The organism is Mesotoga sp. BH458_6_3_2_1, from assembly GCF_003664995.1.
Taxonomy (GTDB): Bacteria; Thermotogota; Thermotogae; order Petrotogales; family Kosmotogaceae; genus Mesotoga.
In genome coordinates this window covers 300,359-312,796 of sequence record NZ_JFHL01000029.1, presented here as the reverse complement: position 1 = coordinate 312,796, position 12,438 = coordinate 300,359, and the positions used below count along the sequence as shown (strand labels likewise).

General features: G+C 45.2%; 9 protein-coding genes. 4 read left to right on the top strand and 5 right to left on the bottom strand.

The window, feature by feature from the left end:
* The first annotated feature begins 72 nt into the window (after positions 1-72).
* Together Y697_RS14090 and Y697_RS14085 are read left to right on the top strand one after the other, a co-directional pair.
* Positions 73-2,187: a hypothetical protein gene (locus Y697_RS14090; protein WP_121552428.1), complete on the top strand. Its 2,115-nt coding sequence runs from the start codon at positions 73-75 to the stop codon at positions 2,185-2,187.
* Positions 2,184-3,218: an alpha/beta hydrolase gene (locus Y697_RS14085; RefSeq protein WP_259462596.1), complete on the top strand. Its 1,035-nt coding sequence runs from the start codon at positions 2,184-2,186 to the stop codon at positions 3,216-3,218. Before Y697_RS14090 ends, Y697_RS14085 begins: the two co-directional genes overlap by 4 nt.
* Here the strand turns inward: Y697_RS14085 and hcp are convergent.
* On the bottom strand, positions 3,208-4,866 hold the full coding sequence (hcp, locus tag Y697_RS14080; protein WP_121552427.1) for a hydroxylamine reductase: 1,659 nt from the start codon (positions 4,864-4,866) through the stop codon (positions 3,208-3,210). The two genes, Y697_RS14085 and hcp, sit on opposite strands and share 11 nt — an antisense overlap.
* An 83-nt stretch (positions 4,867-4,949) precedes the next feature.
* Positions 4,950-5,729 (bottom strand): hypothetical protein, encoded by a 780-nt coding sequence (locus tag Y697_RS14075; protein ID WP_121552426.1) that lies wholly within the window; start codon positions 5,727-5,729, stop codon positions 4,950-4,952.
* A 156-nt stretch (positions 5,730-5,885) separates the two neighbouring features.
* Here Y697_RS14075 and Y697_RS14070 point away from each other — a divergent pair, with 156 nt between their 5' ends.
* A complete protein-coding gene (locus Y697_RS14070) occupies positions 5,886-6,395 on the top strand; it encodes a winged helix-turn-helix domain-containing protein (RefSeq protein ID WP_259462595.1) in 510 nt (169 codons plus the stop codon).
* A gap of 84 nt (positions 6,396-6,479) precedes the next feature.
* Here Y697_RS14070 and Y697_RS14065 read toward each other — a convergent pair whose 3' ends face one another.
* Both Y697_RS14065 and Y697_RS14060 read right to left on the bottom strand, forming a co-directional pair.
* Positions 6,480-7,724: a hypothetical protein gene (locus tag Y697_RS14065; protein WP_121552424.1), complete on the bottom strand. Its 1,245-nt coding sequence runs from the start codon at positions 7,722-7,724 to the stop codon at positions 6,480-6,482.
* A gap of 107 nt (positions 7,725-7,831) precedes the next feature.
* The gene (locus Y697_RS14060; RefSeq protein WP_259462594.1) at positions 7,832-8,461 is read right to left on the bottom strand and encodes a YkgJ family cysteine cluster protein; all 630 of its coding nucleotides are present in this window, start codon (positions 8,459-8,461) and stop codon (positions 7,832-7,834) included.
* A 478-nt stretch (positions 8,462-8,939) separates the two neighbouring features.
* Between Y697_RS14060 and Y697_RS14055 the strand changes: the two genes are divergently transcribed.
* On the top strand, positions 8,940-9,089 hold the full coding sequence (locus Y697_RS14055; RefSeq protein ID WP_121552509.1) for a hydrolase-like protein: 150 nt from the start codon (positions 8,940-8,942) through the stop codon (positions 9,087-9,089).
* A gap of 2,023 nt (positions 9,090-11,112) precedes the next feature.
* On the opposite strand, the gene xylA is transcribed toward Y697_RS14055, so the two are convergent.
* Entirely contained in the window at positions 11,113-12,435 is a 1,323-nt protein-coding gene (gene xylA, locus Y697_RS14050; protein ID WP_121552423.1) for a xylose isomerase, read from the bottom strand.
* Positions 12,436-12,438 lie beyond the last annotated feature (3 nt).

Here is a 12,438-nt window from a genome sequence, read left to right as displayed (position 1 = left end):
ATCGTGATTTGGGACAGCGGTCATAATGAGAAAAACTTCTGGCCGAACGCCCGTCTCTCAGGAGGTATGGTTATGAAGAGAGTTCTTCTGATTATCATCTTACTTGTATCATTCTTGGCGTTAGCCCAAGAGTACGATGAGCTGCTAAACACCCTTTTATCAAGGAGCGAGGCCTTCGTATCTTTCTCGGGAGCAGGCTTTGATGCACGTTTTGTGCCAACGTATGCCGCTACTGACTCTGAAATTAAAATGGCGCAGGACCAGAATCTGCTGGGCATACTCATAGTCCGGTCTACAAGAGTCATGGATATTGAAGTGAATAGCGTATTGATTGTCGATGCCAAAAGCAACGAGAGGATCTCTCCTAAAATCTACAAAGTTGAAGATTTGTCCACATCCTTAGAACTACCTTTCTCACTTCCTTCCGGCGGTGTTCTTGTCCTAACCTCGCAAACCCCAATAGATGAGTATTTCCTGGACATAAGAGTACAGCAGATTCTGCTTCCATGGAGAGTGAAAACTGCTGAACCCGGAAGACTAGTTGAAATGGCGCCGGTGACTCTCAACGAAACAGTTTCGGCATCAGATTCGGAGGCAATGGATAATTATGATTCTCTGGTTGTCGGTATAGCAGACTTGAATGATAGACTAGACTTCTTGCAGGACAATGTCGAAGGACTGAATCTGCAATTCAGGAGATTGAATACTCTTTTCCTTGATACACAAGTAGCACTAGCAGAATATAAGGCAATGGTAGATCAAGGCACTTTTGATGTGCAAGAGTTCGCGTTGAGTATAGAGAATCGAATTGCTGCACTAGAAGAGTCCGTAGTAGATAATCCCGTCCGAAGGATAGAGTTTGAAGAGCTTGGCGATTCTCTTGACCGTCTTTACTCATCTCTTGCAGACTGGAGCGATGAGATCTCGAGAATTGAAACACTGGCTGCTTCTCAGAGCCGGCTTCAAGAATTAGTACTCGGTCTTCAGAACCAGGTAGTAGAGCTCAAGGAGACTGCAGGAAAACAAGCTGATTCCGACCAGGTTTTATCAATTATTGCGAAGATCGAGGAAATTAATGCAGGACTGTCTGCGGCTGAAAAAAGACTTGAAGAACTCGGAGAATCAATTGTTACCCAATATGATGAGGTAGTATCACTTAGAGAAAACTTGGGCGATAAAATCGACTCTTTGACAAATCGCTTGGTGATTGTCGAAGAGTCTGTCGAGAGCGATATTGAGAACCTCGCAATTAACACTGAGCAACTGGAAGAAGTCTCTTCAGAGCTGAAGGAGCTTTCTGTTTACGTATCGGAGACAGCACTTTCTCAGATGGAGAAGGTGAGTTCAGTGACTGAAATACTGTCAGATGTTGAAGCGAGGCTGTTGGCAGCCGAGAGTTCGCTGTACGATATCGAAGAAATCAGAGCAAGATTGGCTGCCTCCGAATCAACGACAAGAAATCTGTCCGACAGAATGGATAATCTACGTGATACATTTTCCTCAGTCGAAAATACCATTTTAGACCTTGTGGAAAAGGTTGATAACCTAGAAGTCGGCGTTTTTGGAACGGGAGCAATTAACATGGAAGAAGTCGAGACAGAGATACTCGAATTGCGGGAAATTGCCGACAGCCTTTCAAGAGGTTTTGTAAGATTCAACTCAGATCTGATAACTTTGAGAGAATCGATTCCTCCTGAAGGAGTATCTATAGAAGCCTTTGAAGAAACGCGTAGCGAGTTCACAGAAGAGATAACTACTATTTATGGCGATCTTGCTGAATTCAAGAGCTCCTTGACAGAGCTTGGTCTATCGTTCGGGCTCCTTCAAGATTCTCTTGAAACCGTTTCAGTAGACCTCGATAGTATGAAGGGAAACTTCGACGGATCAGTTGCTGCAATTGACAGCAATTTGAAGACAATCAAGAGACTTCAGGATGATCTGTCCGCAACTGAGGAAGAACTTATGAAAGCCAGAAAAGACCTCAGTTCACTATCCCAGGACTTGGAGGCAAGGGTCGTTTCCAGAGAAGAAATAATCGCTATCGCTGAAGAACTTGTGAATAAATCCAGAGAAGATACGGCACAAGAGATTGCTTCACTGAGAAGGACGAACAACATCTGGTTGACGGTCGCAGTGATTTCATCTCTGGCGGCTATCGTTCTCGGAATAATAAATATACTTCCTTGAAATTTGAGAAATCGTTGCAGGGAGACGTTCTAAGAAAAATGAGTCCTACTGGAAAGACGCTTATAATTGTGGTCTTCTGTCTCATTTACTCTGCTGGTCTGGCTGTCTCACCATTTTCGGAGATCAGGGCATTTGCCGATTTAGTGGAACAGCTGTTTCTGGCTTCTAGAAGCAGCGAAGGCTTCGATTTAAAGAATCTTGAAGTCGATTCTTCGGGGAACCCGTTAATTGATTATAGATTCGAAGAAGATGTCATTTACTCTCGGGCTGGCGGAGAAACTCTCACAATGGATATTTATATTCCCAGCGATACAGATACGCCGAGACCCGGCGTACTGTACGTTCACGGTGGTGCTTGGATTACAGGCGATAAGAGAAGCGGTCCAGGAGTAGTTATTGTAAGCGAACTCATCAAAGCGGGCTTCATTGTCTTCTCTATAGATTACAGGCTTGCACCGAAGTGGAAGTTTCCTTCCCAGATAATTGATGTCAAAACGGCTGTGCGTTTTGCCAGAAAGCACTCTTCTGAATTCATGATAGATCCAGCCGTAATTGGAGCTTTTGGAACTAGTGCAGGGGCACACCTTGTAGCTCTAGCCGCCCTAACTGCCGACAAAGGGTTGTTTTCAAGTGACGAATTCTCTGATCAGAGTGAAGAATTGATCTGTGTTGTGGATTTGTATGGCCCTACCGATCTGGAAGCGCTATTCACGGGGATTGAGAAGGAGCTAGCCGAGTTGATTTTCGGCAGCGAAGAAGATGTGCTCAAGAAGGCTAGTCCTATCTCATATGTCAGAAGTGATTCCCCTTCCTTTCTTATTGTTCAGGGAGACAAAGATGCCGTTGTACCTCCCTATCAATCAGTACGATTGTTCGAGAAGCTCATAGACAAAGAGTGTAGTGCTGAGTTGATCATTGTAGAAAACGCCGGGCACGGATTAGTGCCCGACGGAGGAGAAGTAAGACCTTCAATTTTGGAAGTTGCAGAGAAGGTAGTTCATTTCTTCAAAAACGCTTTGCCTACCCAATAATTGCGGAAATATCCTCATCAACGGTCTTGATCGGCTTTATGTCAAAATTATCAACAAGTACCTTCAAGACATTAGGTGATACGAAAGCTGGCAGCACCGGCCCCAAACGAATGCCTTTTACACCCATGTATAGGAGCGCGAGAAGTACCGCGACGGCCTTCTGCTCATACCAGGCAATGTCATACTCGATCGGCAGATCATTGATATTCTCAAGGCCGAAAGCCTCCTTGAGTTTCAGAGCAGTCACTACCAACGAATATGAATCGTTGCACTGGCCTGCGTCTACGACTCTGGGGATGCCTCCGATATCGCCAAGGTCTAGCATGTTATACCTGTACTTTGCACAACCTGCGGTAAGTATTACCATATCTTTCGGAAGCTTCTCTGCCAGGTCTGTGTAATACTGTCTCTCCTTGGCGTGTCCGTCGCAACCGCCCATCACCACAAACTTCTTTATTGCTCCGGATTTAACCGCATCGATTATCTTGTCAGAGACTTTCGAAAGCTGGTCGTGAGCGAGACCGACAATAATGCTCTTGCCGGGTCTTGCACCTATATCCCCTACCTCAAGAGCCTTTTCGATAATCGGGGAGAAATCCTTCTCTTTTCCATCAACTCTGTTTGGGATATGAGCCACTCCGGGCCAACCGACAAGACCTGTAGTAAATATCTTGTCCTTGTAAGATTCCCTGGGTTTCTGAATGCAGTTCGTGGTCATGAGAATTGGGCCCTGGAACTCTTCGAATTCCTTTTGCTGGTTATACCAGGAGGTACCAAAATTGCCCTTCAGGTGAGAGAACTTTTTCAATCCAGGATAAGCGTTGGCGGGAAGCATTTCACCGTGAGTGTAGATGTTTATTCCCTTTCCTTCGGTCTGTTTTAGAAGCTCTTCCAGATCAAGAAGATCATGTCCGCTGACGAGAATTCCCGGTCCCTCAACCGTGCCCGTAAAAACAGAAGTGATCTCTGGATTACCGTAACTGCCGGTATTTGCTTCATCCAACAAAGCCATTGCCTTCACTGCATATTCACCTGCTTTGAGAACCAGAGAAACATAATCATCAATCGTACGCGAATCATCCAGGCAGGCTGCAAGCGCTTCCTGAAGGAAGTCAAGTATTGAGCTGTCCGAATGTTTAAGAATATATGCGTGATCGGTATACGCAGCAATTCCTTTTAGTCCGTAGGTGAGAAGCTCCCTCAAGGAACGGATATCTTCGTCTGAAGTATCCAGTACGCCAACTTCCGCGCCCTTCATTTCGTAAACGTCAAGCCCACCGGAAAGCTTCCAGGTGCAGGCTTCGGGAACCAGATCATTGAAATCCCTTCCGTATTTCCTTCTGAAGCCATCTTTGAAGAGCCGTTCGATCCTCTCTCTTACTTCCAAGGCCCTGTCTATTTTTTTGCCAAGGCTCTCGGAATCAAAATCGACATTAGTGATCGTTGTAAACAAACCCTCGGCAATATAAAGGCCTGTCTCCAAATCAGTTATTCCTATTTCTCTAGCTCTAACTCCCCAATATGAAGTTCCCTTCAGAATCCAAATTAGCAAATCCTGAAGATTTGCTACCTCTGGCTCTTTTCCACAAACACCTTTTACAGTGCAACCGGTTCCCTTCATCGTTTCGGAACACTGAAAACAGAACAAGCAAATCCCTCCTTCATCAACAAGAATATATTACAGTCAAGGTCGCCGCGTTATCGGTAACAATTGTTACACTGAGTGATAAATCAATAGTAGGTGAACTCTCTTGAGTAGATGAATTCTTCGGGAGGACTTGAACCGTCGAGAAATTCAGTTCTATGAAACTCCCGAACTGGATTGCCATTGTCATCCCTGGAGAGAATATCCACCCTCTTACGATACTCCGTTGCTTGCTCTTTGCCTTCTTTTCTGATTCTGACGATCATCCTCTCGCCAATAAGCGACCCATATGAATCATAGGAAAACTTACTTTCCACAACAATGTAAACGTCTGTTTCGAGTTCGAGGATATTTTCCCTGACTACTGAAAAGCTCTCAAGCTTTTTCCCATTCTCATCAAAGATAAGAGTGTTGGTCGAAACTCCGGTCTCCGTCAAAACTGAAAAGACAAGCGTTCTTTCTTCTGTATCATACCAGTAGCGTGTTCTTTCAAGTTCAATTCCCGATTCGTCAAAGGCAACCGCATCGTAGAAATCTCCATCATAGTAGATATCTACTCTCTGGAAAACAGACCCTTCTTCACCAATGAATTCCTTCTTGACTAACCTTCCCAGATCATCGTATTTGTATTCTGTTTTTCCCCCTTCTGTTTCCCTGGAGATCATAAAACCGGCCTGATTGAAAGTTAGTATCTCAGGATCAGAAACCATGAGTTCGGCTCCCAATTTTACAATCTCGATTTTGGCAGTATTGACCTTTCCGGAGAAGCCAAACTGCTGAGCGGTCAGTTCCTCTTCCATGAAGACTCCTACCAGTGTGCTTAGTGAGACCACTAACAAAATAAATATCACTATCATTTTCCTCATTCTATCTCCTCGCTTTGCTCTTGGCTAAATCAATAATATCAAATGGATGGCTACCAAGTATCTGAGATGCTCATAAGTCTATCTGAATAAGTTCCGCCGTTCATTCTTCTGATATACTGAGTATGTTGATGAAAAAGGGTTTCTGGGGGGATTGCAGTGAATTTCAAAGAACTATCCGAGACAAGTGGAATCAAGTATGAAACAGTAAGAAATTATGTGAAAGTCTTGATTGAAGAAGGACTTATCGATGAGGTCAACGAAGATGTAGTTCAGATTGTGAAGAAAATGCCGGACTACACTTCCAAAGGCTTCACAGTTGTTGAGGCTGCCCATAGAGCAGTTGTCCTCAAGGATGCTGATACTTACGTTACTGAAGAACTCACAGAGCTTCGAGATAAAATTGCGAGCCTTCTGGAAGAGAATCAGAGGCTAGAAAGAGAGCTTGCCGAGGAAAGGGCTACGGTCACGGAACTCGAGGAACAACTGGAGTCCTTCAAAAGTAATGCAAAAAACTCTTCAGCTATTGCTGTGTACAAAGAAGACGCCAGAACCGCCGCTGAAGCACTTAAGACCACAATAAAGTCAGCTGGAAGCGGTTTTGTTCAATTCCTACAGTGGCTATTTGACACAGATGAAGAAGCGACCGAGGACAATTCAGCTAAATGAAGTGGAATTTCCTTTCAGAAACAGGGAGACGCTTCTGTTGCGTCAGCGTCTCCCATAGATACATCTATTCTGCTGAACGGAAAACTAGAAGTCCAATGTTGCAAGGATGCCAGTGTACCACTCTGCCCAGGTAAAAGCGTCCTCTGAATCGGCGAGAGCTACGAGTACAAAGTATTCTCCGGGACCAAAAATATCAACATCAGTGGATTCAGAGAAGAGAGCAAGCCAGCAAAGCTGCCCTGAAAAGTCTAGAGCAAAGATGCTTATAGTAGATTCCCCATCTATATTGCCGGCATATTCATCAACTATCTCATAGTCTCCAAAACCACCAAGATACTGATATACAAACTCATCCAGCACCTCGTTCGTATACAATGTCTCAGGAGATTCACCAACAAAGACCTTTCCCACAATCGTTCCACGCAGTCCCAGATCAGCAACTTCAAAAGTATCTGACAAGTAGAACTCAACGGAAAACTCCGGGGGCATCATGAACCCGAAATACTCTCCATTTACCTCTATCCAATCATCAATGGAGAACTCTATGTCGTCTTCACTAAGCAACGAATCCACCATTCTTATGAAAGGATCGGTATGTTCCTCTTCTTCTGGGGGGAGCACGACATCCACTTTTTCAGGCTCTTCTTCATCAGTGATGAAGCTTCCCACAATTCCCGCGATGATCTCTTTGGCTTTTTCGAGATCGGCACCTGAGTAGTTTGTAGGTTCGAAAACAAACATTGTGACAGGGCCAGGCTCAGTAATACCAACCTCTTCAGACGGATAATACACAATAATGAACGGGTAATCTACTTCCGATTTCACTTTAAGAGATGCTAGATACACTGCAAGCCCATTGTCTAGCTCTGCAGTCTCTTCGTAACTCTTCTCCGTCGAAGCGTTTTCACCATACAGGGAGGTCACTACTGCCTGGAGTAGCTCATCTCGTTCGTAGGACTCAAGCTGGTAAAAGAAAAGTCTACCAAACAGCAATTCGTCTTTGTCATAGACCTGAACGTCGTAGTTCAAGCCGGATTTCTCTTGAAAAATCGAGAAATCTCCAGGTATCATTATCTCAGTAGGACCTATTAGTTCGACCTTCCAGGTGCTGTCATCGGGAGCTTTCCATCCATCTCTGAAACTTGCCAATAGAGAATCAACTGTTCGTAGAGTTAGAGTAGTAAGTCCTTCTGAATCAGGAGAATCAACTTCGGTTTCCGTTGCATCCGCTGTTTCGGTCGGTTCAGGGGTAAGGGTTCTGAGTCCAAGCTGCGCCATAAGGGTTGCAGCGCAAAGCACTATAAGCAGCATAAAAAAAATTCTCTTCATACGTACACCTCCAAGTTATCACAGTCTCAGATCTCATGACTTCTTTAAGAGAATTCTACTACCGTAATTTCATAATTGATACTTCTGTCGAGTGACTAACAAGAAAATCAAGCAGTTCTGTCGTAACCTCTTCCAGTGAAGTCAAACCTCAGCCCCACATATTCAAGGGCCCTTCTTAGTGCTAAGTTGACTGAGAATGTGTTTGCACCCATATATGGATCAATTCCTCTAATCTGGCTCGAATAGTCAGCAAAGACGGGGATCTCCAACCCACAAGAAAGTTTTCCAAATAGATTCTTTACAGATAGCGGACAGTGCTTTTTCATGTGCTTGCAAACTACAGGGGTTACCTGTCCCAATCTGTTGATAATTCCGGAAAAACCAAATAATCTGCAGAGGAGTGGTCTACTTGAGTATTCTGTGCATCCACCCTCTTCACTTATGGCTGAGGAACTTTCAAAGAGAATACACTGATCACTGTCGTAAACTGAATCAAGTCGCTCAAGTAACTGATTGGCCTTTCCTTCATTCCAGAGTCTCAAAGAAAGAGGAAGAAATTCCGTGACAGTAACTTGAATGACATCACCGGAAGTCTTGCAACACTCCCTGCAAGAAGGGGGACATCTAAGACCTGTCTCAAGCTGGACATTCCTAATTGTCTCTTCAACCGAATCCAAAATCTCTTGAATCTCGCTTGCTTTTTTGTATAGATCATCAAACGGTAACCCGCTAATCAACAAAACTACCTCCTCAAGCACACTGGTTAGATCTTCTCACTTCTGAAAAGACAAATCAATTCCTCAAATGTTAATTCTCTGCAGAATAACTCCGACAAAGAGAAACAGGTAGCAACCGTCTTGGCAGAAGCCAATAGGGATTACGGTCAGGAAAGATACCTAGAAAACCGATTAAACGTCTGCGATTTTTCTTTCCAGCGATATGGGCAAGGAGCCGAACAAGAGGCATCGAAGATGAAGGAACGGGATGTGGAAAAGTTCACATAACATCATATTAGGCTTTTAAATAAACGTAAGTTGGCATCCCGAGATTGACTCAGGATTCTGGATCATTTCGTATTAGCGGGTGCGGGGTAGGGGATCGGAAAGAGCAAAAGAAACTGGTTGGCCGTTGGACGGCTCTCCGTTCGCCGAAAAGAACAGTTGCAAGTTCCAAGATGTGAGTTCCAAAAAGGCCGGGGTCGGAGGTCGGGGGTTGGTGGCATCAAGATCAGAAGTGATGCTGCCTCCGGCAGGAAGTGAGGCTCGCTGGCGCGAGGAAGTGATGCCCGGAAGAGCATCCGGGGAAGTGATGCTGGCGCTTAAGCACCAGGAGGCAAAAACCAAAGAAAAAGTGCAAGCAAATTAAAGTTATCTGATAAGAACGAACTTATTCTGTCACTGAAATGCTCCTGTTCAGGATCTGGGCTTCGAAAAACCGAGGGTAGAGGTCAGTGGTAAGAGGTTGGAAAGAGCAAAGGAACTGGTTGGCCGTTGGACGGTTCTCCGTTCGTCGAGGAGAGCCGTGAAGCAATAGTATCGAGATTCCGACCAGCTTTGTCGGAATGATGGAATCTATCCTTTTCGGAATAAACATTCGCTGTCATCCCAAACTTGTTTCAAGATCTCGGGTTTGATCTTGACGAAGGTCTCGGAGAACGCTGAACCGTTGACTGGCTACGCAGTTTTCATCAGCGTGCAACGCTTCTTAGAAGCTAGATCCTGTACAGAGGCCCTGAACAGGAACCCAAAACAGGAGAATTTTGGGGCAAACTTTCAGAGCAGGCTCTACAGATGACAGTTTTCTCTTGTTCTCGTTATCTGACAATCCTCTAGTCGGTGGGCGAGTCTTTCGCCCGACGAACTCGGAACTAGCCTTTGCAAAGCAAAGACTGGCCAGGCGGAGGCTGACTGGCTTTTCTATTTCTCACCTTCTCGTGAGCGCAGCGAACTCTCGAAAAATGATCTTTCTCGTTGACTCTTATCTTCGCTCCTAAATCCACTCTTGAGAGCTCTTCATTACACATGAGTCAGGGAGTCATATACCATCAATTAGCTGCTTCTTGCGCAAATTTGTATTTGGCTCCTGATCTTAAATCCTCCCTTGAGGGAGGAGGGCCACGAAGTGGCGGAGGGTGTAGGTCTTTGTAGACGAGAAAAGCCAATGCTCTGAAATAGTCCGATGTGCGTGGTCGCTCGATGTTAGTTCTTGGTCTCTGCTAGGAGCATACATATGGATCACAGACCAAATAACGTGAAGAATAAATTTGCAGTTCAATTTCGAACAGGCCAACCTATTCTAAACGTTGTTCAAAGAGACGTGCACACTCCCCACCGCAAGCGGTCCCCCCCGCTCAAGCGGGGATTTAGATCAAGAGCCATGAAGAGCCGGGTCTGGGGTTGTGGGGTGTAGGATCTGGAAAGACCAGAAGTGATGCCCAGAGTAGCATCTGGGGAAGTGATGCTGCTTCGCAGGAGGCAACAAGACTTAAGAGGCCAAAGTGAATAGAGAAAAGCAGCTCTAGTTCTGACGCTACGCGTCCGGGTTCTTTTAAGAAAGCTAGAGAAAAAGAGACGGGAGACCGAAGAGACGCGATTATTCTAGCCGATTCTGGAATTGAGGAACAAGATGATTGAGCTCCAGAAAAGTCAATGTGGGTAATGATGCCTTTCTAACCTCTATGTTCATTCCTGTCATCTCTATATGTATCGGGCGTGCGCGATACCGACTTGATGAGATAACATTTAGGAGCCGTAAACTGAATCCTCGCAAGAGAGGAAAGCGGCTCTAATTCTGACGCTACGAATCCAGGTTCTTTTAAGAGCGCTAGAGAAAAAGAGAGAGGGGAGACTGAAGAGACGCGAGTATTCTAGCCAATTCTGGAACTGAGGATAAGATGATTGAGCTCCAGAAAGACAATGTGGGTAATGATGAGCTCTAAAGAGGGATATCAACGGTTCCATCGTTAACGGGGTGTGTTGAACACTTCAAGAACGGACCTCATTTCAGCATAACGGAATTCTACTCATTTTGCTCTAGAGCTTGCAACTGCTCTTTCGATGAATGGGCTCATTTTCCTAGACGATCAACGAAGAAGGACTTCCACTGAATCTTTGCTCACGCGGCGGAGAGTGTCCGCTCTGAAAGGCGTTTTGTCCTGAATTCTATCACACATACGTCTTTTGATACGCAGTGAACAACTATCTTTTGAGCAGAAAACTTCCCAATTTGATTTACGGGACTCTATAGCTCTCGTCCCTGCAAAGAACTTGACATCACCGCCATTTTGGACCAATTAGAGGTCATTATAAGGTACCCGTAGTGTCTCTCTCAAGAAAAAAAGAGCAGTCCGTTTGGCTGCTCTTTCTAAATCACATAAGTCTCTGGGCCCTTATTTACCGGCAGCGATTATTGCCCAGTTCAGAAGCCTCTCGAGGTATTCCTGATTTGATGGTTCTGGAAGAGGGTTCTTCTTGTCGATAATATACTCTTCAAGCGATCGAAAACTGGCTCTACCTTCTAAGATATCTTTCCCAATTCCAGTCTCAAAGCTCCCGTACCTTTCCTTAAGATGCCTTTCGAGAGTCCCTTCATCTATCAGTTTGGCAGCAGCTTTCAAGCCCAGAGCAAATGTATCCATACCGGCAATGTGAGCCACAAAAAGATCTCGCTCTTCATATGAACCTCTTCTTACCTTAGCGTCGAAGTTCAGACCACCGGGGTACAGCCCTCCGTTCTTGATTATCTCGTACATTCCGAGGGTTGTTGAGTAGACGTCTGTTGGGAATTGATCCGTATCCCATCCCAGCAGCGAATCTCCCTGATTGGCATCTACGCTTCCAAGCAAACCATTGATCCGCGCAAATCTTAGTTCATGCTGAAAGGTATGCCCTGCAAGAGTTGCATGATTTGCCTCGACATTGAACTTGAAATGCCCTTCTAGACCATATTTTCTTAAGAAAGACAATGCATTAGCAACATCAAAATCGTACTGATGCTTCGTAGGTTCCATAGGCTTGGGTTCAATGAGAAACTGACCAGTAAAACCGATCTCCCTGGCATGGTCGACCGCCATGTGGAAGAACCTCGCTAAATTGTCCATTTCGAAGCCCATATCCGTATTCAGTAAGGTTTCGTAGCCTTCCCTTCCACCCCAGAATACGTAGTTCTTTCCGCCCAACTCCTTAGTAACTTCAATTGCTTTTTTCACCTGGGCAGCAGCGTAGGCGTAGACATCTGCATCGCAGGAAGTAGCTGCCCCGTGCATGAATCTCGGATTGGCGAAGAGGTTTGCAGTTCCCCACAGTATGCCGACTTCACTTGTTTTCAGGTGATCGACAATGTGAGTAACAACCTGATCGAGCTTACTGTTGGTTTCTCTCAGAGTTTCTCCTTCAGGTGCAATGTCGCGATCGTGAAAACAGAAGTAGTCAACACTCAACTTCTCACAGAGTTCAAATACCGCATCGATCTTAAGCTTTGCGAGAGTCATCGGATCCTGAACCGAATCCCAGTTTCTTTTCATAGTAGGCTTGCCAAACATGTCCAGTCCATCTCCCTGGAATGTATGCCAGAAGGCAATAGCGAACCTCAAGTACTCCCTCATAGTTTTCCCCATTATAACTTCGTCAGGGTTGTAAAAACTAAAAGCCATGGGGTCGCGATTGTCAGGCCCCTTGTACTGGATCTTCTCTATCTTGTCGAAAATGCCCATTCC

Bases quoted from the DNA above. Each gene is read 5' to 3' on its own strand.
- Y697_RS14090 (WP_121552428.1), top strand. From the start codon at position 73: ATGAAGAGAGTTCTTCTGATTATCATCTTACTTGTATCATTCTTGGCG.
- Y697_RS14075 (WP_121552426.1), bottom strand. From the start codon at position 5,729: ATGAGGAAAATGATAGTGATATTTATTTTGTTAGTGGTCTCACTAAGC.
- Y697_RS14065 (WP_121552424.1), bottom strand. From the start codon at position 7,724: ATGAAGAGAATTTTTTTTATGCTGCTTATAGTGCTTTGCGCTGCAACC.
- xylA (WP_121552423.1), bottom strand. From the start codon at position 12,435: ATGGGCATTTTCGACAAGATAGAGAAGATCCAGTACAAGGGGCCTGAC.